The sequence below is a fragment of the Mesorhizobium sp. B2-4-3 genome, from assembly GCF_006442815.1.
Taxonomy (GTDB): domain Bacteria; phylum Pseudomonadota; class Alphaproteobacteria; order Rhizobiales; family Rhizobiaceae; genus Mesorhizobium.
In genome coordinates this window covers 127,310-152,409 of record NZ_VFVL01000011.1, presented here as the reverse complement: position 1 = coordinate 152,409, position 25,100 = coordinate 127,310, and the positions used below count along the sequence as shown (strand labels likewise).

Sequence of the window (25,100 nt, the reverse complement as noted above, 5' to 3'; positions counted from 1 at the left end):
AGTGTGATCAGTCTCACAGAGGTTCTGTCGAAATACCGGCCTTTGGCCGGCATGGAAACCGTTCGCGGGTGATAAACCTGCGGCGCTCCGGCGTTGACAAGCTTGCACGAAGCTTGATCATGCCCGGACGCTGGCGATGTCTGGAGGGTGGTATGGCAATGCGCGCGGCTCGTGGTCTCTCTTTCCTTCTTCTCATCTTTTTCGCCCTTGGCGGAGCGGCATTTGCGGCCGAAGCCCGGCGAATCGTGACGACGGACAATTCCGACTATTTCGGCTTCGACCTGAGGTCGGAGCAGAATGTCAGCCTCGACCAGTGCAAGACCACGTGCCTCGGCGACCCGGCCTGCCGTGCCTTCACCTACAACACCAAGGCCAAATGGTGTTTTCTCAAATCCGACTATAACCAGCTGAAATCCTTCACCGGCGCCGTCGCCGGCAAGGTTGCGAATGTCGATGGCGATCCCGATATCGGCGCTCCGCCGGCACTGGCCTTCTTCCCGAACTGGATGGCCGACCAGGCTCAGCAGTTCCGCAACAAGCTGACCGATCCGGCCTACGACAAGCCGACTGAAGGCCTTGCCGCCCTGCAGGCCGCCGCCGAGCAGGCATCGCTTACCGGCGACCATCGCCTTGCCATGCAGAAATACCAGGCCGCGGTCTCGGTACTGCCCGATGACGGCACGCTGTGGCTGGCGCTGGCGCGCGAGACGCTTGCCGTGCAGCCGGCGTCGAACACCACCGAACCTGCGACTTTGCCGATGAACGTCACCTCGGCGGCCTTTAACGCCTACAAGCTGGTGCGCACGGCAAAGACCCGCGCCGAGGCGCTGGCGCTGCTTGGCGCCGGCCTCGACAAGCGCGATCTCTACAGGCCCTCGCTGCAGGCCTATGAGGCGAGCCTTGCCCTGGTGAGCTCGCCGGCCGTCCAGGCCGACTATGCCGACCTCAAGGCGCGCAAGGGTTTTCGCATCGTCGAGCACACCGTCGATGCCGATTCCTCCTCGCCGCGCATCTGCGCCCAGTTTTCCGAGGAATTGGTCAAGGCCGGCGTCGATTATTCGCAGTTCGTGACGGTCGACAACGCCGCGCCCAAGGCCGTCGAGGCCAAGGACAAGCAGATCTGCGTCGAAGGCCTGGAGCACGGCCAGCATTATGACGTGACCTTCCGCGCCGGCCTGCCGGCGGCGATCGGCGAAACGATCGCCGCGCCCGTCGTGCTGTCGATTTACATCCAGGACCGCGCCCCGTCGGCACGCTTCACCGGTGACAGCTTCGTGCTGCCGGCCGGCGCGCGCCGCGGCATTCCGGTCGTCACCGTCAACATGAACGCCGCCAAGATGACGCTCTACCGCATCGGCGATCGTTCGCTGGCGCAGCTTCTGTCCGGCTATCAGTTCCTGCATCAGCTCGACGGCTATGACATCTCCACCATTTCGGACCAGATGGGCGCCCCCGTCTGGTCTGGCACGCTCGATATCGCCAATGATCTCAATAAGGAGGTTACCACTTCGTTCCCGGTGGACGAGGCGATCCCGCAGCGCAAGCCCGGCGTCTATGTGCTGACCGCGCAGCCGGTCGACGACAAGAGCGACGACTACAATTCACGCGCCACGCAGTGGTTCGTGGTCTCCGACATCGGCCTTTCCACCTATACCGGCCAGGACGGCCTCAACGTCTTTGCCCGTTCGCTGGGCTCGGCCAAGCCGATTTCCGGTGCCGAATTGACGTTGCTTGCCAAGAACAACGAGATTCTCGGCACGGCGACCACCGACGCCGAGGGCCACGCCGTCTTCAATCCCGGCCTGACCCGCGGCGAAAACGGCATGGTGCCGGCCGTGCTGATGGCCAAGCAGGGCGACAACGACTTCGTCTTCCTCGACATGGGCAAGGCCGGCTTCGATCTTTCGGATCGCGGCGTCGAGGGCCGCGCCGTGCCGGGCGCGCTCGACGTCTATGCCTGGACGGAGCGCGGCATCTACCGCGCCGGCGAGGACGTTCACGTCGCCGCCCTTGCCCGCGACGGCGCCGCCAAGGCGGTCGAGAACCTGCCGCTGACCTTCATCTTCACGCGTCCCGACGGCGTCGAGAACCGCCGCGTCATCAGCAATGGCGAGTCCGCCGGCGGCCACGCCGTCGACCTGCCGCTCGAGGCCAACGCCATGCGCGGCACCTGGACGGTGTCGATCTACACCGATCCCAAGCAGGCGCCGGTCGCCAGCCAGATGTTCCTGGTCGAGGATTTTGTGCCGGATCGCATCGAATTCGACCTGACCGCCGACAAGAAGGAGATCGCGCAAGGCGAAACCGCCAACGCCACCGTCGACGGCCGCTTCCTTTACGGCGCGCCGGCCGCGGGCCTGGCGCTCGAAGGCGAGCTGACGCTGTCGACCACCAGCACCTGGGACAGTTTCAAGGATTTCAGCTTCGGCCTCGCAGACGAGCAGTCGAGCGAGCCGACCGTCACGCCGCTCGCCAACCTTCCCGTGGTCGGCGACGACGGCAAGGCGACCTTCCCGGTCACCATCGACCAGTTGCCGTCGACCACCAAGCTGGTCAACGCCAAGGTCACCGTGCGCATGCGCGAGGCCGGCGGCCGCGCGGTCGAGCGCTCGCTCGACATCGGCGTTCGCCCACAGCGCGACGTCATCGGCATTCGCCCCGATTTCGCGGATGATGAGGTGCCGCAGGGCGGCACGGCGAAGTTCAGCATCATCGCCGTCGACCCGAACGGCAAGCGCGAGGACCTGAAGGGGGCGCAGTGGTCGCTCGTCAAGGTCGAGCGGAACTATCAGTGGTACCGTTCCAACAATTCCTGGAACTACGAGGCGGTCAGCCTCACCAAGGCCGTCGCCAATGGCGCGGTCGATCTGAAGGCCGATGGCGAGGCGACGGTGTCGCTGCCCGTCGACTGGGGTCGCTACCGGCTCGAGGTCGAGACCGCCGATCCCGACGGTCCGGCGACCAGCTATGAGTTCGATGCCGGCTGGTACGTCGCCTCGACCACCACTGAAACACCAGACGGCCTGGAGATCGCCCTCGACAAGGATAGCTACGCCGCCGGCGAGGTCGCCAAGCTGAAGGTCTCGCCGCATTTTGCCGGCGAACTTCTGGTCACCATCGGCGCCGAAAAGCTGTTGAAGACCGTCACCGCCACGGTGCCGGCCGGCGGCAGCACCGTCGACATCCCGGTCGGCGACGACTGGGGCGCCGGCGCCTATGTCACGGCAACCCTGTTCCGGCCCGGCGACGCGCAGGAATCGCGCATGCCGGCCCGCGCCATCGGCATCCAATGGCTGTCGGTCGACCCCGGCTCGAAGAAGCTGGCGGTCACGCTGACGCCGCCGGAAAAGACCTTGCCGCGCCAGCAGCTGTCGATCCCGGTCGCCGTCAGCGGCGCTCAGGCCGGCAGCAATGCCTATGTGATGGTGGCTGCCGTCGATGTCGGCATCCTGAACCTCACCAACTACAAGGCGCCCGATCCGGAGGACTGGTTCTTCGGCCAGCGCATGCTGGGGCTGGAGATCCGCGATCTCTACGGACGCCTGATCGACGGCTCGCTCGGCACCATGGGCAAGATACGCACCGGCGGCGACGGCGCCAACATGCAGGCGCAAGGCAGCCCGCCGACCGAAAAGCTGGTCGCCTTCTTCTCCGGCCCGGTCGAGCTCGATGCCAACGGCAAGGCGCGCGTCGATTTCGACATCCCGCAGTTCAACGGCACCGTGCGCGTCATGGCCGTCGCCTGGACCAAGGATGCGGTCGGCCATGCCCAGACCGACGTCATCGTGCGCGATCCGGTGGTGATCACCGCCGGTCTGCCGCGCTTCCTGGCGCCGGGCGATGCGGCGACCATGCGCCTCGACATCGCCGACACCGATGGCCCGGCCGGCGACTATGCGCTCTCGGTCACCACGACCGGCGATCTTTCGACCGGCGACAAGCCCCTGCCCGAGAAGCTGACGCTCGCCCAGGGCAAGCGCCAGTCGCTCACCTTCCCGCTCGTCGCCAAGACTGCGGGCGACGCCTCCGTCACCGTCAAACTCGCCCATGCCGACGGCACTCAAATCGAGCAGACGCTCTATCTGCCGGTGCGCCCGGCGCAGCTTCCGGTCACCAACCGCATGGTTGTCGACCTGAAGCCCAATGGCGGCTCGCTGCGGGTCGACAAGGAACTGCTTGCCGCAAGCGTGCTCGACGGCGCCTCGGTCAGCGTCGGCGTTTCGCAGTCGTCCGCGCTCGACGTGCCGTCGCTTCTGATGAGCCTCGACCGCTACCCATATGGCTGCGCCGAGCAGACCACCAGCCGCGCCATGCCGCTGCTCTATGTCAACGACATGGCCAAGAGCATCGGCATGGAGAGCGATCCGGACCTGCACGGCCGCATCCAGGACGCCATCTACAAGGTGCTGTCCTATCAGGCGGCAAGCGGCAGCTTCGGCCTCTGGGGCCCCGGCTCCGGCGATCTGTGGCTCGACGCCTATGTCACCGAGTTCCTGACCCGGGCGCGCGAGCAGAAGTATGACGTGCCGGCGCTGGCGATGAACCAGGCGCTGAACAACCTGCAGAACTCGCTCGGCTACGACCAGGACGTCCAGGACAAGGGCAGCGAGATCGCCTATGCGCTCTACGTGCTCGCCCGCAACAAGAAGGCCTCGATCGGCGATCTGCGCTACTACGCCGACACGCAGCTCGAAGCCTTCTCCAGCCCGATGGCCGTCGCTCAGTTGGCGGCGAGCCTCGCGCTCTACGGCGACACGCAGCGTTCGCAAGCCACCTTCCAGACGGCGCTCAGGCTGGCGCAGTCGGAAACCGACTACGACTACTACCGCTCGGACTACGGCTCGCGGCTGCGCGATGGCGCGGCGATGCTGGCGCTGGCGGCGGAATCAAAGCCGGTGCCGAGCATCATGCCGCAGCTGATCAAGCTGGTGGGCGTGGCGCGCGCCGATGCCCGCTGGACAAGCACGCAGGACGAATCCTGGATGCTGCTCGCCGCGCGGTCGCTGAAGGAAGGCAATGATTCCATCACGCTTTCCGTCAACGGCGCGCCGCATTCGGGCGGCTATTCCGACCAGGTCGCCGGCAGCGAGCTGGCCGACAGCCCGCTCACCATCGCCAACACCGGCGCGACGCCGCTGCAGGCGGTGGTGACCGCGGTCGCCGCGCCGGTCGAGCCGCTGCCGGCCGGCGGCGACGGCTTCACCATCGCGCGCACCTATTACAAGCTCGACGGCACCGAGGCCAACGTCACCGAGGCCAGGCAGAACGAGCGCTACGTGGTCGTGCTCAAGGTCTATGAGCAGAACAAATGGCCGTCGCGGCTCCTGATCACCGACCTGTTGCCGGCCGGCTTCGAGATCGACAATCCGAGCCTGGTGTCCAGCGCGCAATTGTCGAACTTCTCCTGGCTGGCGCAGACGGACGCCGCGCATCTGGAGTTCCGCGACGACCGCTTCGTCGCCGCCTTCAATCCGAACGAAGGCGACGGCGACCGCAACATCACGCTCGCCTATGTCGTGCGCGCCGTGACGCCGGGCACCTACGCCCATCCGGCGGCGACCGTCGAGGACATGTACCGGCCGCAATATTCGGCCCGCACCGCCACCGGGGTGATGGAGGTGAAGGCGCGGTAGCGATGAAAAGGTCGCCGATATCTCCCTTCCCCCCGTCTCTACGCGGGGAGAAGGGGCCGGTTCACCCTCCGAAGCTGCAGCGTCGCTGCTGCGAAGGACGGGCAGGACAATGAGGGGCGGCGCCATGCTCTCCAGAAAATTCCTCAAACGAACCGCAATCGCAGGACTCTGCGTAGCCAGCTTCGCCGCGCTTTCGATCGCCGCCCTCAGGGAGCTCGACCGCGCCTTCCCGCCGCCGCTGCCGGCAAAGCTGACGGTCTCCACCGAGGTGCAGGACCGCGACAGCCAGTTGTTGCGCGCCTTCGCCACGCCGGACGGCTACTGGCGGCTCGAAACCCGCCTTGACCAGGTCGACCGGCAATTCGTCGACATGCTGGTGGCTTATGAGGACAAGCGCTTCTGGGACCATCGGGGCGTCGATCTCCTGGCGCTTTGCCGCGCCGCCGGCCAACTCGTCACCAGCGGCCACATCGTATCCGGCGGCTCGACCTTGTCGATGCAGCTTGCCCGGCTGATCGAGCCGCGCGACAGCCGCAGCCTCGGTTCCAAGCTCAAGCAGATGCTGCGCGCGATCCAGATCGAACGGCGGCTGTCCAAGCAGGAAATCCTCGAACGTTATCTGACGCTGGCGCCCTATGGCGGCAATCTCGAAGGCGTGCGCGCCGCATCGCTCGCTTATTTAGGCAAGGAGCCGAAGCGGCTCACCGTGTCGGAAGCCGCCCTTCTCGTGGCGCTGCCGCAATTGCCGGAAAGGCGCCGGCCCGACCGCAACCTCGACATTGCGCACGCCGCGCGCGACCGCGTGCTCACCCGCATGGTCTCGGCCGGCCTGCTCGGCGAGCGCGAAGCGCAGCGAGCTACCCTCGACGACGTATCCGGCCTGCGCAGAAAACTGCCGGCGCTGGCCGCCCATGCCTCTTATGCCATGCTGCCCAAGGCCGTGCCCGGCAAGCCGCTGCAGCTCACCATCCGCAAAGGCGTGCAGCAAGGGCTGGAACAGGTGGCAAGGGATGCCGCCAGGAAGCTCGGCCCGAAGCTTTCCGTCGCCATGGTCATGGCCGATGCGCGCACCGGCGACATCCTAGGTGAGGTCGGCTCGGCCAATTTCTTCGACGCCAGCCGCTCCGGCTGGATCGACATGACCAAGGTGGTGCGCTCCCCCGGCTCGACGCTGAAGCCCTTCATATATGGGCTGGCCTTCGAGCAGGGGCTGGTGGCGCAGGAGATGATCATCGAGGACAGCCCGGCCGATTTCGGCGGCTACCGTCCGAAGAATTTCGACATGGGCTACCAGGGCGACGTCTCGATCCGCCGGGCGCTGCAATTGTCTCTCAACGTGCCGGCGATCCGTGTGCTCGACGCGGTCGGCCCCGCGCGGCTCACCGCGCGCTTCCGCCAGGCCGGCGTCAACCCCATCCTGCCGGTCAACGAGGCGCCGGGCCTGGCGATCGGTCTTGGCGGCGTCGGCGTGACCTTGCGCGACCTGGTGCAGCTCTATACGGGCCTCGCCAATGGCGGCAAGATGCATACGCTGCATGACGGCACCGAGCCGGCCAATGCCGAGCGCACCACCGCAACGATCCTCGACGACCAGGCAGCCTGGCAGATCAACGACATCCTGTCCGGCGTGAAGCCGCCGGAAGGCGCAATGCAGCGCGGCATCGCTTACAAGACCGGCACCTCCTACGGCTATCGCGATGCCTGGTCCGTCGGCTTCGACGGCCGCTATGTGCTCGGTGTTTGGGTCGGTCGCGCCGATGCCAGCCCGATCCCCGGTCTGTCGGGCTATGTCTCGGCAGCACCCATCCTGTTCGAAGGCTTCGTCCGTTCCGGCCTTGCTGGCGTGCCGTTGCCCAGCCGGCCGCCGGGCGTCTTCAACCCCAAACGCGAGGAATTGCCGGTGACGCTCGCCCGCTTCGGCGCCGGTGCCGACTGGCTGGTGCAGGCCACCGCCACCGAGCCGGCGCCGACCATCATCTTCCCGCCCAATGGCGCCCGCGTCGACCTCGGCACGAATTCCGCCGATGCCACGCCGCTGGTGCTGAAACTGCAAGGCGGCCGCGCGCCGTTCCGCTGGCTCGCCAACGGCAAGCCGCTCGCCGGCATCGACCGCCGCCGCACCGCGACCTGGCAACCGGACGGCACCGGCTATTCGACGCTGACCGTGATCGACGCTGTGGGGCGAGCGGCCAGCGTGAAGGTTTTCGTTGAATAGGATGCGGCAAGCGATTCAGGAGATTGCGGTTCTTGATCATATGTCCGGCGCGAGGCACCCCCCTCTGCCCTGCCGGGCATCTCCCCCGCAAGGGGGGAGATTGGCAGCTTCGGCGCTGCGCCCATCTTTCCAACGTCGGAGGATAGCGAAGGCAGCGAAGCGAATAATCTCCCCCCTTGCGGGGGAGATGGCCGGCAGGCCAGAGGGGGGTGCCTCGCGCCGACGTTCGCAGTCAGCGGCTGCATTCCTCGCAATGCTGGCTCTCCTGTCCACGACCTCCTCCCAAGCCGCGGACGATCCCCTCCCCGCCGGCTTCGTCAGGCTCACCGATATCGACCCAACCATCCGCCAGGATATCCGCTACGCCGGCCTTGAAAACTTCCTGCACCGCAAGGTCGATGGCTATGACGTGCCGGCCTGCATCCTGACCGCGCAGGCGGCGAAGGCGCTGTCCAGCGTCCAGAAGGCCATGACCGAAAAGGGCCTGACGCTGGTCGTCTTCGACTGCTATCGTCCGGCGCGCGCCGTCGCCGACATGGGCAAATGGACAAAAGAAGGCGGCCCGCCGGATCCGCAATGGTATCCGACCGTCCAGCGCGGCGATCTGATCGCCGATGGCTATGTCGGTGAACTGTCCAGCCATTCGCGCGGCTCTACCGTCGACCTCGCCATCGCGACGCTTGAAGCGACGAGCTCGGCGCGCCCGGCCTGCGGCGCGCCGGACGGCGGCACGCTCGACTTCGGCACCGGTTTCGACTGCTTTGACCCAAAGAGCGAAACCGCCAGCGCCTTGATCGGCGCCGAAGCCGCCGCAAACCGCAAGACGCTGCTGACCGCAATGCGCGCCGCCGGCTTTCGCAACTATGCGCGCGAATGGTGGCATTTCACCCTGGCCAAAGAGCCTTTCCCAAAACAGCGCTTCGATTTTCCGGTGACCGCCAATTGAGGCGCCCGGGGTTGTCATTACCCTGACCGCTTCTAATTAGGGCCGGCGGATGAAGAGCCATGGGGCCGCTGGCTGAGGAAGTTATTTCCTCAACCAACCCAAGCTCGGCCAAAAATTGCTTCGAGGAGGCGAAAAAGGCAACATTCAATGCATCTAAATTCTATAAACTCGGTAGAGTTCGCAGCAGTTCAACGGAGGCAGGAATGACCAAACCTCATTTCAGGAAACTGCTCGGCGCGCTGGTCGCCACGTCTGTCCAGTTCGGCACGCTCGGTTTCGCGTTCGCCGACACGACCATTCTGAACGTGTCCTACGACCCGACACGTGAGCTCTACAAAGCCTATGACGAGGCGTTTGCCGCGCACTGGAAGGCTGAGACCGGCGAAACCGTCACCATCCAGCAGTCGCATGGCGGATCCGGCGCGCAGGCGCGGGCGGTGATCGATGGCCTCGACGCCGACGTCGTGACGCTGGCGCTCGAAGGCGACATCAACGCCATCGTCTCGAAGACGAAGAAGATCAACCCGGACTGGCGCACGAAGTTCGAGAACAACTCGGCACCCTACACCTCCACCATCATCTTCCTCGTGCGCAAGGGCAATCCCAAGGGCATCCACGACTGGAACGATCTGGTGAAGGACGGCGTCCAGGTGATCACGCCGAACCCGAAGACGTCCGGAGGCGCACGCTGGAACTATCTTGCCGCCTGGGCCTATGCAAACGCCAATGACGGCAGCGACGAAGCCAAGACCAAAGAGTTCGTCGGCAAGCTTTATGCGAACGTCCCGGTCCTCGATACCGGCGCGCGTGGCTCGACGGTGACCTTCGCGCAGAAGGGCCTGGGCGACGTGCTGATCGCTTGGGAGAACGAAGCCTATCTCGCGCTCGACGAATTCGGCGCCGACAATTTCGATATCGTCTATCCGCCGACCTCGATCCTGGCCGAGCCGCCGGTCGCCGTGGTCGACGCCAATGTCGATGCCAAGGGCACGCGCAAGGTCGCCGAGGCCTATCTGGGCTGGCTCTATTCCAAGGAAGCCCAGACCATCATCGCCAAGAACCACTACCGCCCGGCCAAGCCCGACCTGGTGCCGGCCGAGGACCTTGCCAAGCTGCCGGCAATCAAGCTGGTCACCATCGACGACCCGCAGTTCGGCGGCTGGAAGAAAGCGCAGCCTTACCATTTCGGCGACGGTGGTATATTCGACCAGATCTACAAGCCGGCGCAGTGAGCCGGACGGCCGGCGAGCCTCGCGGGCATGCCGGCCGAATGCGACTGTGCAAACCCATTCTGGTTTGAATAGAAGGGACGATCCAGAACAGCATGACCACAGCACCCGCCAAGGCGGGGTGGCGATTCAGACAGCCGAGTGTCATTCCGGGTTTCGGATTGACGCTCGGCTTCTCGCTTGCCTACCTCACGCTCATCATCCTCATCCCGCTTTCGGGGCTGGTCTGGCGTTCGGCAGCGCTCGGCTGGGCCGATTTCTGGGCGATCGCCATCGACCGACGCACCCTCAACGCGCTGAGGATAAGCTTTGGCACCGCATTCCTGGCGGCTGTCGTCAACGTCGTGTTCGGCACCGTCGTCGCCTGGGTGCTGGTCCGCTACCGCTTTCCCGGACGCCGCATCGCGGACGCGATGGTCGACCTGCCCTTCGCCCTGCCCACGGCCGTCGCCGGCATCGCGCTCACCACGCTCTATGCGCCGAACGGCTGGATCGGCCAGCTTCTGATGCCGCTCGGCATCAAGGTCGCATACACGCCGCTCGGTATCGTCGTCGCGCTGGTGTTCATCGGCCTGCCCTTCGTCGTGCGCACGGTCCAGCCGATCATGGAAGAGATCGACAAGGAGGTCGAGGAAGCAGCCGCCACGCTCGGCGCCAGCCGTTTCCAGATCATCACCCGCGTGCTTTTCCCAGGCCTGGCGCCGGCGATCATAACCGGCTTCTCGCTCGCCTTCGCGCGCGGCGTCGGCGAATACGGCTCGGTCATCTTCATCGCCGGCAACCTGCCCTTCAAGTCAGAGATCGCGCCGCTTCTGATCGTGATCAGGCTCGAGGAATACAATTACGAGGCGGCGACCGCGATCGCCGCCATCATGCTGGCGCTGTCCTTCCTGATGCTTCTGGTCGTCAATCTCGTCCAGACATGGAGCCGCAAGCGCTATGGCTGATCCCGAGATCAAATCCTACGAGCCGCATCACGAGAGCCAGTCGGCCGCGGTGACCGAAAGCCGGCCCGTCAAGGCCGTGCTGATGGCAATCGCCCTCGCCTTCCTCGCAATCTTCCTGCTTTTGCCGCTGATCGTCGTCTTCCATGAGGCGCTTGCCAAAGGCGTCGGCGCTTACACGGAAGCCCTTTCCAGCCCGGACACGCGCTCCGCCATCCGCCTGACATTGCTTGTGGCGGCGATCTCGGTGCCGCTCAACGTCGTCTTCGGCATCTCCGCCGCCTGGGCCATCGCCAAGTTCGAATTCAAGGGCAAGGCGTTCCTGACCACGCTGATCGACCTGCCCTTCTCGGTCTCGCCGGTCATCTCCGGCCTGGTCTATGTGCTGCTCTTCGGCGCGCAAGGGCTGCTCGGCACCTGGTTGAAAGCGCATGGCATCGTCATCCTCTTCGCCGTGCCCGGCATCGTGCTGGCCACCATCTTCGTCACCTTCCCCTTCGTCGCCCGCGAGCTCATCCCGCTGATGCAGGAACAGGGCAATGGCGACGAAGAGGCGGCGCTTTCGCTGGGCGCCAGCGGCTGGCAGGCCTTCTGGTATGTGACGCTGCCCAACGTCAAATGGGGACTGCTCTACGGCGTGCTTCTGTGCAATGCCCGCGCCATGGGCGAGTTCGGCGCGGTCTCGGTGGTGTCGGGCCACATACGCGGCCTCACCAACACCATGCCGCTGCATGTCGAGATCCTCTACAACGAGTACAACGCCGTCGGGGCCTTTGCCGTGGCCTCATTGCTTGCCGGCCTTGCGCTGGTGACGCTGGTCTTGAAAACGCTTCTCGAGATGCGCTACGGCGCCGAGCTCGCCGCGACGCGCGGGCACTGAACACTACCTGTCGCCCAAGAGTGCCCGGCGGTTTTGGGAACAACGACAGCATCAACGAACTGAGGGATTGGCATGGAAGTTCGCGTCGTCAACGTGCGCAAGGAGTTCGAGCGGTTTCCGGCGCTCCACGATGTTTCGCTCGACATCAGGTCCGGCGAGCTCATCGCGCTGCTCGGGCCGTCGGGCTCCGGCAAGACGACGCTGCTTCGCCTGATCGCCGGCCTGGAGCGGCCGACCAAGGGCGCGATCTTCTTCGGTGACGAGGACGCCTCGCAGAAGTCGATCCAGGAGCGCAATGTCGGCTTCGTCTTCCAGCATTACGCGCTGTTCCGCCATATGACGGTTGCCGACAACATCGGCTTCGGCCTGAAGGTCAGGCACGGCGCCGCAAGGCCGTCGGCGCAGGAGATCCGCCGCCGGGCGCTGGAACTGCTCGACCTCGTCCAGCTGTCGGGCTTGGAAAAGCGCTATCCGGCGCAGCTTTCCGGCGGCCAGCGCCAGCGCGTGGCTTTGGCCCGCGCCATGGCGATCGAGCCCAAGGTGCTTTTGCTCGACGAACCGTTCGGCGCGCTCGACGCGCAGGTTCGCCGTGAGTTGCGCCGCTGGCTGCGCGAGATCCATGACCGCACCGGCCACACGACCGTCTTCGTCACGCATGACCAGGAAGAGGCGCTGGAACTCGCCGACCGCGTCGTGGTCATGAGCCAGGGCCGCATCGAGCAGGTCGGCACCGCCGACGATATCTATGACACGCCGAACTCGCCCTTCGTCTATTCCTTCATCGGCGAGTCAAGCTCGCTGCCGGTCAAGGTCGAGAACGGCGAGATCTGGATCGCCGACCGGCCGATCGGGCTGCAGGCGCCGCACGCGCCGTCCGGCGAGGCAGTCCTCCACTTCCGTCCGCATGACGTCGAGCTGCTTGACGGCTGCAGCGGCTGCATCGCCGGCACGGTTGCCGCCAGCCGCCGCGTTGCTGGCACCAGGCGCGTCGAGCTCGAGATCGGCGGCCAGCGCCAGCGGGTCGAGATCGAGCTGCCGGTCGACCATCCCGCGGCGCAGAAGAGCCGGGTGGCTTTCAGGCCGCGACGCTGGAAGCTTTTTCCGGCGGCTTGATAGAAGAATTCCAGGAAAGATGTGAACGGTTAGTCTCGGCGACTTTGCCTTAGCCTTCCTTCCGGAATTGCTTCCAACGGGGAGATGGAGCGGTTCGCCGTTTTCCGTGAAACGGTCAAAGGCTCCAGTCGGGCGCCTGGCGCTACTCCAACCAGTTCTCGACCTTCAGCTTGCTGATCCGGCTGAACTCGGCCATGTTTGCCGTCACCAGCGTGGAGCCTGACGCGCAGGCGTGAGCAGCGATAAAGAGGTCGTTGTGGCCGATGGTCTCGCCCCTGCCTTCCAGTTCGGCGCGCAGCGCGCCGTACTCGGCATCCGCCGGCACATCGAGCGGCAGGACCGGAATCTCGGCCAGTAGTTCCTCGACCTTCTTGAGCAACTTGGCCGATCCCTTCCTGGCGCAGCCATACCGCAGTTCCGAAGCGACGACGATGCTGGTGCACACGGCAGCGTCCCCCTCGCGCGCCATCGCATTCGCGGCCTTGCCGGTCGGGTTTCTGATCATGTCGCTTATGATGTTCGTGTCGAGCATGAACCGCATCAAAAAATGTCCTCGGGTCTGACGGGACTATCCTTGATCTCAGGGAAGTCATCCTCAGGACCGAGCGGGGCTTCCTTCGCCCACTGGGCGAGCAGCGCCGTGAGACCTGATCTACGAATGGGCTCGATGACAAGGCGGTCGCCCTCGCGGCTGATCAGGACCTTGTCGCCGGGGAGTTCGAACTCGACTGGAATCCGCACCGCCTGGCTGCGGTTGTTGCGAAACAGCTTTGCCTCCTTCGGCGGCGTCGTTGCCTTGTGGTGTTGGCTCATCACGGCATTCCTTTTGTATATGCCATATGTATATGCCAAGGCGCCAAAACGCAATCTTTTTGCCTATGGATATCGCCCCGCGATGACTCTTCCTGGAAAGAAATCCTAACAACTGACTGTTCTGGCGATGACTTTTCTCACCGCGATGCCGTCTAGCCGGCGCGCGTATCTCGCCGCGCAACAGCGCCATGGCTATCATCGCCAATGCCATATTTTCCTCGGAGCCCTTTTTCATGAAGCGTCTGTTGCTCGGCATTGCAGCTTTTGCCGGTCTCGTCCTCGCGTCCTCCCAAGCCTGGTCGGCCGACAAGCTTTTGAATGCGTCCTATGACGTCGGCCGCGAGCTGTTCGTCGACGTCAACAAGGCCTTCATCGCCAAGCACCCCGGCGTCACCGTCGATCAGTCGCATGCCGGCACCTCGGCGCAGGCGCGCGCGATCGCCGAAGGCCTTGGTGCCGATGTCGTCACCTTCAACCAGGTCACCGACGTCGATTTCCTGGTCAAGAAAGGACTGGTCTCAGCCGATTGGCAGAAAGATTTCCCGGACAACGCCTCGCCCTTCTATTCGCTGCCGTCCTTCCTGGTGCGCGCCGGCAATCCCAAGCACATCAAGGACTGGAACGATCTGGTGCGTGACGACGTGCAGGTGATCTTCCCCAATCCGAAGACGTCGGGCAATGCGCGCTACACCTATCTCGCCGCCGCCGCCTACGCCAAGGAAGCCTTCAAGGGCGACGACGCCAAGGTGAAGGAGTTCATCACCAAGCTCTTCAACAACGTGCCGATCTTCGACACCGGCGGCCGCGCCGCCACCACCAGTTTCGTCCAGCGCGAGATCGGCGACGTGCTGATCACCTTCGAGTCGGAGACGCGCGGCATCCGCAAGGAGTATGGCGACGACAAGTTCGAGCAGGTCACGCCTTCGGTCAGCCTGCTGGCCGAGTTCCCGGTAGCGATCGTCGACACGGTTGCCGACGAGCATGGCAGCCGCGATCTCGCCAAGTCCTATCTCGACTTTCTCTACACGCCGGAAGGCCAGGACATTGCCGCCGAGAACGGCCTGCGGGTTCGCGACGCCTCTGTGGCCGCCAAGCACAAGGCCGACTTCCCGGACGTCCGGCTACTGACTGTTGAGGAAGTCTTTGGCGGCTGGGACAGAGTACAGAAGGAGCATTTCGCCGCCGGCGGGCTGCTCGATCAGGCCTACGGCAGCCGCTGAAAAAGCTCCACAATCAAAAAGAGCAAGGAAGCCGGCTTTGCCGGCTTTCTTCATGCAAGCGGGGTTGCATGAGTTCGCAGGGGAAATCCCAACCCCCAACGTGAAAAACGTTACGAAGAATCAACGCGTTTGTGCCTAAGCTGCGGGGCGAATTATTGGGCCAGACGGCATCAGGCGGTCAAACTGTCATGATTTGCACACAAACAACCGCCAGATGCAGGCGCATTGGGGTTTGATGAACTGAATCGGGCATGCTGACCAAAAAAGGCAAATACGGCCTCAAGGCCCTCGTGCATCTTTCCGGCCTGCCGGCTGGCCAGCTTGCATTCGTCAACGACATCGCCGTCGCCAACAACATCCCGAAGAAATTCCTGGATGCGATCCTGGGCGAATTACGCAATGCCGGTTTCGTCCAGAGCCGCAAGGGCAAGGAAGGCGGTTACCGCCTCGCCCGCCCCGCTTCCGAGATCAAGATCGGCCATGTCGTGCGCGTGCTCGACGGCCCGCTGGCGCCGATCCCTTGCGCCAGCCGCACGCAATACCAGCGTTGCGAGGATTGCGACGAGGCCACCTGCCAAGTCCGCCATATGATGCTGGAAGTGCGCCAGGCAATCGCCGAGGTGCTCGACAACCGCAGCCTCGCCGCCATGCGCGACGCCGACAACGACGATTTTCCGGCGGAGCTCACCTCCCAGATTTGAAGCAATTCGAGGAAGCGGTAGCCGCCAGGTTCCGCCTTTCGCCGCAGCCTTCCGTCCGCAATTGCGCCCAACGACAAGTCGCCGGCCCGACTTGTCGCCCTCGGTTGCCAGTCTACCGCGGACGCAGTAAAGCGGCTGGGAGGATGAAACAGGGCTCTGACGCATGAGGCTGCCTTGGCTTGGCAATTCCCGCAGGGCCAGCCGGCAGCCATCGTCGAACGACATCTATCACACCGAGATCATTGCCGACGTGCCGGTGCCGGAACGCGACGAGTCCGTTCGCTTCTTCAGCCGCAAGGTTGTCCGCCCCGGAAAATTGCGCCGCTTCACCAATCGGGACCTGCGCGAGAGCCTGCTGTCCTGCTTCTATCTCGGCGTCGCGGCGGTGCTGCCGGTCTCATGGTGGAGCCCGATCTGCGGCTGGGTGTCCAGGCTCAGGCGCAAGCGCCACTTCCGCAAGGACTTTGCCCGTTACGACGTGGCGGTGAAGGCCGTGCTCGGCGATGGCGTCGACACGAAAAGCATGTTCGAAGCCCAACTCGCCGCCATTCACCGCCGGCGGCTGACGCTTGCGGCGCATCTCGTCGCCAGCTGGCGCTGGTCCCCGGCGATCCGGCTGGAAGGCCTCGAGGCTCTGCAACAAGCCTTGCGCAACGGGCGCGGCGCCATCATCTGGTGCGACCAGTTCACGGCGCAGACGATCATGGGCAAGCGCGCGCTGCATGAGGCCGGCGTCGATAGCCATCAGGTAAGCGCCCAGTACCACGGCTTGTCGCCAAGCAAGTTCGGCTTCCGCGTGATCAACCCGCCGCTGGTCAAGGTCGAGAACCGCTTTCTGAAAAGCCGGATCGTCTTTGAGCGTACCGACGCCTATCAGGTCACCACGCGCATCCAGAAAGTGCTGAAAGCGAACGGCGTGGTGCTGATGACCAACACCGTCTATGCCGGCTCCGCCTTCGCCGAGGCCGCTATGGGCGAGCGCGGCTGGACCCACCTCGCCTCGGCGCCTGCAAACTTCGCCGCGCGTGCCGGTGCCGCGCTGTTTCATATGGCGACGATCGAGACTGTGCCCTTTCGCCAGTATCGGGCGATCGTCGGCGAGCTCAGCGCTGGGCCACAAGCGGCGGCGTCGCCGGCAAGGGACACCGCGGCGAAAAACCTCGTCGTTCAGGCGGGATACATCCTGTCGAAGCGCGACCATATGCTGGAAACGCTCGAATTCTGTCCGCAGCAGATGATGGCCTGGTCGAGCGCCGTGCGGCTGACCGAGCGGCCAACCGAGGCCGCGATTGGCAATGACGGCGCCTGAAACGCCCGAGACCGCGTCAACCAACGATCTCTTTCAGGATCTCGGCAACACTTCGCGTTCCGTCGACCGTCACGGCCCGTTCGTCCGCGGCAGGTTCTTCCAGCGTGGCGAACTGGCTGTCGACCAGGCTTGCGGGCATGAAATGGCCCTTGCGATTGGCGACCCGGTGCCAGGCGGTCTCGCGGTCGATCTTCAGATAGAGGAAGACTGTGTCGGGACAGAAGCGGCTCAGCCGGTCGCGGTAGGCGCGTTTCAGCGCCGAGCAGGCCGCCAAGGCTGTCCGTCCGCCAGCGACGGACGCCGCGATACGCTCGCCTATGGCGTCGAGCCAGCCCTCGCGCAGCGCGTCCGTCAGCGGCTCGCCGCGCGCCATGCGCGCCACGTTCTCCGGCGGATGCAGCCTGTCTCCTTCGATGAAGTCGGCGCTGAGAGCCTTGGCGAGCGCCTCGCCGACAGCCGTCTTGCCGCAACCAGCAACACCCATCACGACGATGGCCGGCGCCGTCCGAAGATCGTTCATGCGAAGCTCCAAGGTCTGCGGTCTTGCGCTCGCCTCATCCACGGTCAGCGGCTTGCCGGCGCGCGCCCGTAGAGCAGGAGCATGGCGACGATGACGACACCATAGATGATCTGCCGTCCGGCCTCGGGCATCTGCATGACCGAGAGGATGGATTGCAGGAGCGTGATCAGGATCACACCGGCCACCGTGCCCAGATAGGAGCCGCGCCCGCCCAGGATCGACGTGCCACCCAGCACGACGGCGGCGATCGACGGCAGGAGATAGGCATCGCCCATGGATTGCGCCGCCTTGGATGCGTAGCCGGCCAAAAGCACGCCGCCAAAGGCCGACAGTCCGCCGGAGACGGCAAAGGCGATCATCACGATGCGGCGCGTGTCGATGCCGGAAAGGTAGGCGGCGCGCTCGCGGTTGCCGATGCCGTAGACGGCGCGGCCGAAGCTGGTGCGGGTCAGAATGAAGACCATCGCGGCCCCGATCAGCGCCCAGATGATGACCGCATTGGGAACGGCCGGAATGGTGAAACCGGTCGCCAGATAGCGCATCGCCGCCGTCGCCGAATCCTGTGGCGAGAAGCCGCCGGTATAGACCACCATCAGCCCTTGCGCGACGGCGTTTGTGGCCAAGGTAATGATCATCGAGGGGATGCGCAGATAGGCGACACCGACGCCGTTGACGATGCCGATCGCCACGCCGCACAGGACGCCGAAGGGAATGGCGAGAGCAATGCCGACCGGCCCATAGGCAGCCGCCGCGCAGGCCATCATGGCGCCTGCCGCCACGGCCCATGGCACGGAGAGGTCGATCTGGCCGAGCAGGACGACCAGCATCATGCCGGTTGCTATGACACCGAGGAAGGATGCGACCTTCAACTGCTGCAGCAGATATTCCGGCGACAGGAAGCTGCGCGAATAGAGGCTGCCAAGCAGAAGCAGGATCACGATGCAGGCAAAGGCCGTCAGCACGGCCGGGTCGGCGCGGCGGATGAATTTGGGCATGCGGCCGGCAAGGCCACCGAGTGTCGTTTCGCTCACAGGAACCACTCCAGCCGGTTGCGCACCCGAAACAGCGCGAAGGCGCCCAGACTGACCGCGATCAACAGGATAACGCCCTGGAACAGCGGCTGCCAGAGCGGATCGAAATCGAAGACGAACAACAGGTCGCCGATGGTGCGGAAGGCAAGCGCGCCGAAGATCGCGCCGATTGCGCTGCCCTTGCCGCCGAACAGCGAAACGCCGCCCAGCACGACGGCCGCGATAGAGAACAGCGTATAGGCGTTGCCGCTGGCATAGGCCGCCTCACCCGTATAGGTGAAGAAAGTGAGAAACAGGCCGCCGATCGATGCAAGCAACCCGGCCAGCACATAGGCGAAAAACTTGCCGCGCCGGATCGGCACGCCGGACATGTAGGCCGCTGTCTCCGACGAGCCGGCGGCATAGGCCGCGCGGCCGAACTCTGAACGGCTGAACGGCACCCAGATGACCAGCACGACGACGAGCAGAGCGACAAGGCTCGCCGGCACGACGCCGAAGAAACGCCCGGTCAGGAAATCGGCAAGGTCCTCGTTGACCGAACCGCCCGGAACGGGGCGCAAAAGCAACGCCAGGCCAAAAAAAACGGCACCTGTAGCGATGGTGGCAACGATCGGCTGCAGCCGGCCGTAGATGACGATGGCGCCGTTGACCGCCCCGCAGATGAGTCCGGTGCCGAGCACCGCCAACACGCCGAAAGCCGTCTCCAGGCCAGTGCCGATCACCAGCCATGAAGCCATGCAGTTGGTCAACGTGAAGATCATGCCGACGGAAAGGTCGATGCCGGCAGTGATCACCACCAATGTCTGCGCCATGGCAACGAAGGCGAGCAGCACGCCCTTGTTGGCGGCCGTCTGCACGACATTGGCGGTAAAGCCGGCCGGATGGTTTCCGCTGTAGATCGCGAACATGGCGATGAAGATGCCGAAGGCGAGCAGCGTTCCGCGTTGTTCGGCCAGCCAGTAGCGCCAATCCTTCACGCGCGCTCTCCCTGTCCGATGCGAACGTCATCGCCGTGGATGTTGAGCGCGCTGGCGATCAGCGCGTGCTCGGTGATCCCGTCGCCGACCAGCTCGCGCTTGACCGCGCCGTCATAGAGCACCAGCACGCGGTCGCAGCAGCCGATCAGCTCGTCATAGTCGGTCGAATAAAACAGGATCGCGGCGCCCGCATCCGCGAGCTTGCGCATCAGTTGATAGAGCTCCTGCTTGGTGCCGACATCGATACCGCGCGTCGGATCGTTGAGCAGGATGATGCGCGGCTGCCGCATCAGCCATTTGGCGATCACCACCTTCTGCTGGTTGCCGCCGGAAAGCGCGCCAACGGGAATGTCCAGGCCCGCCGTCTTGATGGCGAGCAGCCCGACCATGTCGTCGATCAGCCTTTGCTCCGCCGTGCGGTCGATGATGCCCGCTTTCGACAGCCTGTCGAGCGCGGCGAAGGAAAGGTTCTCGCGCACCGTCATCGGCAGCATCAGTCCTTCGGTCTTGCGATCCTCGGGGATCAGCGCCATGCCGATGCGGCCGTGGCTGGCCGCGGTCGGGCTGGCGATCGAAACCGGCTTGCCGTCGATCAGCACGTCGCCGCGCAGGCCGCGCAGCACGCCGAAGAACGCAAGCAGCAATTCGCGCTGACCCTGCCCATCGAGACCGCCCAGGCCCACGACTTCCCCTGCCCTGACGCTCAACGAGATGTTGTCCAGCCGATCGGCCCAGCAAAGGTTGCGCGCTTCGAGCACGGGCGTGGCGGCCGGAGCGAAAGTGGGTTTCGGCGGGAAGATGTGGCTGTATTCACGGCCGATCATCAGCTCGACCACCTCGTTGTCGCTCTTCGAGCCCGCAGGGTAGCTCGCGACATTGCGGCCGTTGCGGAACACCGTGCAATGGTCGGCGAGTTCCGCGATCTCGTTCATGCGATGCGAGATGTAGAGCAGCGCCAGCCCTTCCGAGCGCAGCCGCTTCAACACTTCGAAGACCTTGGCGACATCCGCCGCCGTCAGCGCCGAGGTCGCCTCGTCGAGGATCAGGATGCGCGGTTTGCGGGCCAATGCCTTGGCGATCTCCACCATCTGCCGGCGCGACAGCGGCAGATCCTTGACAAGCGCGCGGGGATGGATGTCGGAAGCGCCGGCGCGTGCCAGCGCTTCTTCCGCGATGCGCCGCTGCGCCTTGCGGTCGATCATGCCGAAACGCTTGGGTGGATTGGAAATGACGATGTTGTCGGCGACGCTGAGTTCCGGGATCAGCGACAGCTCCTGGAAGATGCAGACGATGCCGGCCTGGTTGGCGGCGGCAGGCGAAGCGAAGGTGACCTCGCTTCCGTCCAGCGTCATGCGCCCTTCATCGGGCGCCACGACGCCCGCCATGATCTTGATCAGCGTCGATTTGCCGGCGCCGTTCTCGCCGAGGATGGCGTGGATGCTGCCGGCGGTGACGGTCAGCTCGGCCTTTTCCAAGGCCCGAACGCCGCCATAGCGCCTGGATATGCCTTCCATGCGGAAGAGCGGAGCCGTGCCGTCCATCAGCCCTCCCGGCCGGTTTCGATTTGGCGATAGGAGACAGTGCCGCGGGCTCGCCGCGGCACTGTCCGGTCAGACTATTTGTTTTCCTTGGTCTGGCCCATGATTTCCTGCGCGGTGAAATTGATGCCGCAGGTCGGGAAGGAATTGCCGACGAAGAAATTGTCGGACTGGTCGGGGAAGAAATCCTGACCCGCCTTGAAGTTCGGATCCTCGACGATGGCCAAAGGCAGCTTGACCGATTGCGGCACGACATTGCCTTCGAGCGCGGCAATTGCCGTCTTGATGGCAACCGCCACCTGGGCCGGACCGGTACCGGCGGACGAGCATTTCAGCCCGTCGCCGGCATGCGCGGCGCAGAATTTGCGGAAGCCGTTTTCCGTCTCGCCGCCAAACGGCACGAACGGATGCTTGGCGTCCATCATCGCCTGCACGATGCCGGTGTCGCCGCCCTGCCCGGTGATGCCGTCGAAGGGGCCGCTGGTGGCGATCGCATCGGCCGTGGCCTTCTGCGCCACGCCGTCATCCCACTTGCCGACGACCTCGGTGACTGCCCACTTCTTGCCGGAACCGTCGAGCACCTCATGGATGCCGTTGTGGCGATCGGTGTCGACGGAAGTACCGGCGACGCCGCGCACCTCGAGCACCTTGCCGCCATTCGGCACATGCGCGACCAGCCATTTGCCCCAGAGCTCGCCGAGGCCCTTCTGGTCGACATTGACGTTGATGGCGTCCTTGGTGTCGAGGATGTTGTCGAAGGCGACAAGCACGACGCCCGCTTCCTTGGCTCGCTTGATGACCGGCCCGAAGGCGGTCGGATTCTGTGCGTTGACGACGATCGCGTCAAAGCCGGAATCGATGAAGTTGTTGATCGCCGAAATCTGCGCCGGCACATCCTCACCGGTCGACACGACCTTGAATTCCTTGAGCTTCTTGGCGACATCGGGTTGCGCCGCATAGGCCTTGGCCGTCTGGATCATCTGGATGCGCCAGGTGTTGGCGATGTAGCCGTTGGCAAGCGCGATACGGTAAGGACCGTCTTTCTTCGGAAACTTGAAAAACTGCGTGTCGGCCGCCCAGGGCGCGAAGCAATCCGGCTCGGCCGCGGGTCCCTTGACCACTTCAGGTCCGGCGATCGCCGACGAGCTCAGCATGACGAATGCAGTGGCGGCAATGACGCCACCAACGAGTGACTTGATCATCGATATTCCTCCCAGTTGCAGTTCTGCTTGTTATGAATCTTGGGCGATTGCCAGCCGGCATTCTCCGGCGAACCAACGCCCTCGCAGGACGGCCGCGTCGCCCTGATCCTCTTCCCCTCAACGTTCCCGGCAATTTAGAAAACTATCATATTATACATAATAAACAAGCGCAGACTGTTGCTTATGTATAATAAACAGCCTCCCAACCTTGCCGGATGTTGATTTTACAGACAAATGGTAGCGCTACCATATAGGGCTGTAAAGCGTCGCCTTCGACATTTTTTCCGCGCGCTCAGCGCGCGGTGCTCTCGCGCCGTACGAGCTCGAAACCGAGGTCGGCGATCCGCTGTTCCGGCCGGTTTCCGGCGATAGCCGCAAGCGCGAGGGCGACGGCGCGCGTGCCGATTTCATAGCGATGCGTGCGCACGCTGGTTATTGAAGGAAACGACACCTGCATCATGTCGAGATCGTTGAAACCGACAATGCCGATCTGCTTCGGCACGTCGATCGACGCGCGATGGCATTCGAACAGAACGCCGAGCGCGATATCGTCATTGTTGCAGAACACGCCGTCCAGCGTCGGCATCTTGGCCAGCGCGTCGCGGAACAATTCGCGCCCGAGCGTCACGCTTGACGGCACCGGCGTTGTGGTGATCAGCCGCGCGTCGAACAGGCCGGCGGCCTCCATGGCGGCGCGGTAGCCGGCAAGGCGTCGCTGCGAACGCGGATCCATCCGCGCGCCGATGAAGCCGATCTTGCGGTATCCGGCTTCAAGGAGGTGTTCGGTGGCGGTCCTGCCGCCGTCGAAATGTGAGAAGCCGACCATCATGTCGACCGGATCCGGCCCGGTCTCCATCACCTGCACCACCGGGCAGCCGGCATTCTCCAGCAGTCGTCGCGCGCTGGGCGTCTGGTCGATGCCGGCCACGATCAGCGCCGCTGGACGTTGCGAGCCGAAGACCTGCAACAGCCGCTCTTCCTCAAGGCCCGAATAATGGGTGTTGCCGATCTGGATGCGGAACGGGCTGTTGGAAAGGCTGTCATAGATGCCGCGCACCACTTCGGCGAAGACGTTGTTGGTCAGCGAAGGCACCAGCACGCCGAACACCTCGGCGCGCGCCGAGGCAAGCGCGCGGGCATTCGGGTCAGGCACGTAGCCAAGTTCGTCGACCGCGGCCTGTATCTGCCGTCGAAGGTCTTCCGACACCCGCCCGGGCTCACGCAGCGCCCGCGACACGGTGATCGCGCCGACACCGGCCTTGCTCGCCACATCGGCAATGGTCGGACGGCCGCCGCCACGACGGGAACGCGGCTTGGTCAAGGCCCTGTCCCCCCGTCTTCGACGCGCGGCCGCAACATCACGATCGGCGTCCGTGTCATCGCGCCACCAGGTCAGCTCTGCCGATTGAGGTCGCGCATGCGTTAACCGTTGTCAAGCAACCCGGCTTCGGCGTCCGGTTAGCCGAGGCGCGTCAGGCAATCGCCTCGGCGCTTCGGTTGGCTTTCCACATCAGCAGCGCGATGGCCCCGAGATTGACGAGGTTCCAGCCAATTCCGTTCAGGAAGGCGGCAGCGTAGGAACCGGTGAGATCGTAGATCCAGCCCGACATCCAGCCGCCCACCGCCATGCCGAAAATCGTCGCCATCAGGACGATGCCGACGCGCTGGCCGGCTTCCTTTGCCGGCATATAGTCGCGCACGATGATGGCGTAGCAAGGCACGATGCCGCCTTGCGAAAGGCCGAACACCAGCGAGACGACATAGAGCGAGGCGAGCCCGTCGAAGGGAATGTAGAAGAGCAGCGACAGGCACTGCAGCGCCGAGCCGATCAGCAGCGTCTTCACCGCGCCGATGCGGTCGGCGAGGAAGCCCGATCCGATGCGGCTGATGACGCCGGCCGCCAGCATGATCGACAGCATCTCGGCGCCATGCGCGACGCCGTAGCCAAGATCCATGCAATAGGCGACGATATGCACCTGCGGCATCGACATCGCCATGCAGCAGCCGAAGCCGGCAATCACCAGCAGGATCTGCAACTGCGAGGGCGACAGCGAGATCGGCTGCACCGGCCGGCCGCGCGGCGCGCCGGAAATCCCTTCATGTGGCGCGCGCCGGCGCAGCAGCAGGACCAGCGGCACCATGGTGACGAGGCAGATGACCCCGATCGCGGCATAAGTGAAGCGCCAGCCATGGCCTTGCATCATATAGGGCATGACCGTCGGCCAGATCGCCCCGGCAACATAGTTGCCGGACGCCGCCACTGTCACGGCGACGCCGCGGCGGCGGCTGAACCAATGCGAGACGTCGGCGATCAGCGGCCCGAAGATCGCCGAACAGCCGACGCCGATCAGCAGGCCTTGGGCAAGCGTGACGCCCAGGATCGAATTGGCGAGCGACGCCAGCAGAAACCCCGCGCCAAGCGCGAGCGAAGCGGCGAGCGCGGGTATCCAGTAGCCGAAACGATCAATGGCGCGTCCGATCAGCGCGTTGCCGGCGGCAAAGCCCACCATGGTCGCGGTATAGGGCATCGAAGCGGCGGCACGGTCGACGCCGAATTCGGCCTGCACCGCGGGCAGGACCACGACCACCGCCCAGGTGCCGACGCCGCCGATTGTCGCCAGCAGCAGGGAAATGCCAAGCCGCGTCCATGCATAGAAGCTGTCGATGCCGGCGCTGTCTGCCGCGTTTGCTGGAACTGTCGTCACGGCGTCTCCTGTTCGCGATTTCTTCGAGATCGCGTGTTTGAGCGCACTATCGGCGCATTTCCCGGGCCTGGCAGCGCCACGACGCACAATTCCGTGGCTCCAGAAGCGGGGAACCCTCCTCACC

At 64.6% G+C, this 25,100-nt stretch carries 19 protein-coding genes; 10 read left to right on the top strand and 9 right to left on the bottom strand.

Going from position 1 to position 25,100, the window contains the following annotated elements; all coding sequences use genetic code 11:
* Positions 1-152 precede the first annotated feature (152 nt).
* The 7 genes from FJ956_RS13830 (at position 153) to FJ956_RS13800 (ending at position 12,960) form a co-directional block, all read left to right on the top strand.
* The gene (locus FJ956_RS13830) at positions 153-5,633 is read left to right on the top strand and encodes an alpha-2-macroglobulin family protein (RefSeq protein WP_140684657.1); all 5,481 of its coding nucleotides are present in this window, start codon (positions 153-155) and stop codon (positions 5,631-5,633) included.
* Between the two features lie 124 nt (positions 5,634-5,757).
* Positions 5,758-7,848 (top strand): penicillin-binding protein 1C, encoded by a 2,091-nt coding sequence (gene pbpC, locus FJ956_RS13825; RefSeq protein WP_246672238.1) that lies wholly within the window; start codon positions 5,758-5,760, stop codon positions 7,846-7,848.
* A 253-nt stretch (positions 7,849-8,101) separates the two neighbouring features.
* Entirely contained in the window at positions 8,102-8,794 is a 693-nt protein-coding gene (locus FJ956_RS13820; RefSeq protein ID WP_181170194.1) for a M15 family metallopeptidase, read from the top strand.
* Between the two features lie 203 nt (positions 8,795-8,997).
* Entirely contained in the window at positions 8,998-10,026 is a 1,029-nt protein-coding gene (locus tag FJ956_RS13815; RefSeq protein ID WP_140677218.1) for a sulfate ABC transporter substrate-binding protein, read from the top strand.
* 92 nt (positions 10,027-10,118) lie between these two features.
* Entirely contained in the window at positions 10,119-10,970 is an 852-nt protein-coding gene (gene cysT / locus FJ956_RS13810) for a sulfate ABC transporter permease subunit CysT (RefSeq protein ID WP_140677216.1), read from the top strand.
* Positions 10,963-11,847: a sulfate ABC transporter permease subunit CysW gene (cysW, locus tag FJ956_RS13805; protein WP_140677214.1), complete on the top strand. Its 885-nt coding sequence runs from the start codon at positions 10,963-10,965 to the stop codon at positions 11,845-11,847. Before cysT ends, cysW begins: the two co-directional genes overlap by 8 nt.
* Before the next feature lie 72 nt (positions 11,848-11,919).
* On the top strand, positions 11,920-12,960 hold the full coding sequence (locus tag FJ956_RS13800) for a sulfate/molybdate ABC transporter ATP-binding protein (RefSeq protein WP_140677212.1): 1,041 nt from the start codon (positions 11,920-11,922) through the stop codon (positions 12,958-12,960).
* A 142-nt stretch (positions 12,961-13,102) separates the two neighbouring features.
* On the opposite strand, the gene FJ956_RS13795 is transcribed toward FJ956_RS13800, so the two are convergent.
* Both FJ956_RS13795 and FJ956_RS13790 read right to left on the bottom strand, forming a co-directional pair.
* Positions 13,103-13,501 (bottom strand): type II toxin-antitoxin system VapC family toxin, encoded by a 399-nt coding sequence (locus FJ956_RS13795; RefSeq protein WP_140677210.1) that lies wholly within the window; start codon positions 13,499-13,501, stop codon positions 13,103-13,105.
* Entirely contained in the window at positions 13,501-13,773 is a 273-nt protein-coding gene (locus FJ956_RS13790) for an antitoxin (protein ID WP_140677208.1), read from the bottom strand. The genes FJ956_RS13795 and FJ956_RS13790 overlap by 1 nt, the downstream gene beginning before the upstream one ends.
* A gap of 233 nt (positions 13,774-14,006) precedes the next feature.
* On the opposite strand from FJ956_RS13790, the gene FJ956_RS13785 reads away from it, so the two are divergent.
* The 3 genes from FJ956_RS13785 to FJ956_RS13775 all read left to right on the top strand — a co-directional run bounded on the left by FJ956_RS13785 (position 14,007) and on the right by FJ956_RS13775 (position 17,003).
* The gene (locus tag FJ956_RS13785; RefSeq protein ID WP_140677206.1) at positions 14,007-14,993 is read left to right on the top strand and encodes a sulfate ABC transporter substrate-binding protein; all 987 of its coding nucleotides are present in this window, start codon (positions 14,007-14,009) and stop codon (positions 14,991-14,993) included.
* Positions 14,994-15,244: 251 nt separating this feature from the next.
* Entirely contained in the window at positions 15,245-15,694 is a 450-nt protein-coding gene (locus FJ956_RS13780) for an Rrf2 family transcriptional regulator (RefSeq protein WP_040984137.1), read from the top strand.
* Between the two features lie 163 nt (positions 15,695-15,857).
* A complete protein-coding gene (locus FJ956_RS13775; RefSeq protein ID WP_140677204.1) occupies positions 15,858-17,003 on the top strand; it encodes a hypothetical protein in 1,146 nt (381 codons plus the stop codon).
* 16 nt (positions 17,004-17,019) lie between these two features.
* Here the strand turns inward: FJ956_RS13775 and FJ956_RS13770 are convergent, their stop codons facing one another.
* The 7 genes from FJ956_RS13770 to FJ956_RS13740 all read right to left on the bottom strand — a co-directional run bounded on the left by FJ956_RS13770 (position 17,020) and on the right by FJ956_RS13740 (position 24,976).
* Positions 17,020-17,523 carry a gluconokinase gene (locus FJ956_RS13770; protein WP_246672063.1) on the bottom strand — a complete coding sequence of 168 codons (504 nt, stop codon included), beginning with the start codon at positions 17,521-17,523 and terminating at the stop codon, positions 17,020-17,022.
* Between the two features lie 44 nt (positions 17,524-17,567).
* Positions 17,568-18,554, bottom strand: coding sequence for an ABC transporter permease (locus FJ956_RS13765; protein ID WP_140677202.1), 987 nt, complete (start codon positions 18,552-18,554; stop codon positions 17,568-17,570).
* Positions 18,551-19,531 (bottom strand): ABC transporter permease, encoded by a 981-nt coding sequence (locus FJ956_RS13760; RefSeq protein ID WP_140677200.1) that lies wholly within the window; start codon positions 19,529-19,531, stop codon positions 18,551-18,553. The genes FJ956_RS13765 and FJ956_RS13760 overlap by 4 nt, the downstream gene beginning before the upstream one ends.
* Positions 19,528-21,072: a sugar ABC transporter ATP-binding protein gene (locus FJ956_RS13755; RefSeq protein ID WP_140677198.1), complete on the bottom strand. Its 1,545-nt coding sequence runs from the start codon at positions 21,070-21,072 to the stop codon at positions 19,528-19,530. The genes FJ956_RS13760 and FJ956_RS13755 overlap by 4 nt, the downstream gene beginning before the upstream one ends.
* Before the next feature lie 74 nt (positions 21,073-21,146).
* Positions 21,147-22,271: a sugar ABC transporter substrate-binding protein gene (locus tag FJ956_RS13750; protein WP_140677196.1), complete on the bottom strand. Its 1,125-nt coding sequence runs from the start codon at positions 22,269-22,271 to the stop codon at positions 21,147-21,149.
* A gap of 292 nt (positions 22,272-22,563) precedes the next feature.
* Positions 22,564-23,592, bottom strand: coding sequence for a LacI family DNA-binding transcriptional regulator (locus tag FJ956_RS13745; protein WP_140677194.1), 1,029 nt, complete (start codon positions 23,590-23,592; stop codon positions 22,564-22,566).
* 151 nt (positions 23,593-23,743) lie between these two features.
* The gene (locus FJ956_RS13740) at positions 23,744-24,976 is read right to left on the bottom strand and encodes an MFS transporter (RefSeq protein WP_140677192.1); all 1,233 of its coding nucleotides are present in this window, start codon (positions 24,974-24,976) and stop codon (positions 23,744-23,746) included.
* Positions 24,977-25,100: the final 124 nt, after the last annotated feature.

Excerpts from the sequence above, each read along its gene's own strand:
- FJ956_RS13830 (WP_140684657.1), top strand. The coding sequence starts at position 153 with ATGGCAATGCGCGCGGCTCGTGGTCTCTCTTTCCTTCTTCTCATCTTT.
- pbpC (WP_246672238.1), top strand. The coding sequence starts at position 5,758 with ATGCTCTCCAGAAAATTCCTCAAACGAACCGCAATCGCAGGACTCTGC.
- FJ956_RS13820 (WP_181170194.1), top strand. The coding sequence starts at position 8,102 with ATGCTGGCTCTCCTGTCCACGACCTCCTCCCAAGCCGCGGACGATCCC.
- FJ956_RS13815 (WP_140677218.1), top strand. The coding sequence starts at position 8,998 with ATGACCAAACCTCATTTCAGGAAACTGCTCGGCGCGCTGGTCGCCACG.
- cysT (WP_140677216.1), top strand. The coding sequence starts at position 10,119 with ATGACCACAGCACCCGCCAAGGCGGGGTGGCGATTCAGACAGCCGAGT.
- cysW (WP_140677214.1), top strand. The coding sequence starts at position 10,963 with ATGGCTGATCCCGAGATCAAATCCTACGAGCCGCATCACGAGAGCCAG.
- FJ956_RS13800 (WP_140677212.1), top strand. The coding sequence starts at position 11,920 with ATGGAAGTTCGCGTCGTCAACGTGCGCAAGGAGTTCGAGCGGTTTCCG.
- FJ956_RS13795 (WP_140677210.1), bottom strand. The coding sequence starts at position 13,501 with ATGCGGTTCATGCTCGACACGAACATCATAAGCGACATGATCAGAAAC.
- FJ956_RS13790 (WP_140677208.1), bottom strand. The coding sequence starts at position 13,773 with ATGAGCCAACACCACAAGGCAACGACGCCGCCGAAGGAGGCAAAGCTG.
- FJ956_RS13785 (WP_140677206.1), top strand. The coding sequence starts at position 14,007 with ATGAAGCGTCTGTTGCTCGGCATTGCAGCTTTTGCCGGTCTCGTCCTC.
- FJ956_RS13780 (WP_040984137.1), top strand. The coding sequence starts at position 15,245 with ATGCTGACCAAAAAAGGCAAATACGGCCTCAAGGCCCTCGTGCATCTT.
- FJ956_RS13775 (WP_140677204.1), top strand. The coding sequence starts at position 15,858 with ATGAGGCTGCCTTGGCTTGGCAATTCCCGCAGGGCCAGCCGGCAGCCA.
- FJ956_RS13770 (WP_246672063.1), bottom strand. The coding sequence starts at position 17,523 with ATGAACGATCTTCGGACGGCGCCGGCCATCGTCGTGATGGGTGTTGCT.
- FJ956_RS13755 (WP_140677198.1), bottom strand. The coding sequence starts at position 21,072 with ATGGACGGCACGGCTCCGCTCTTCCGCATGGAAGGCATATCCAGGCGC.
- FJ956_RS13750 (WP_140677196.1), bottom strand. The coding sequence starts at position 22,271 with ATGATCAAGTCACTCGTTGGTGGCGTCATTGCCGCCACTGCATTCGTC.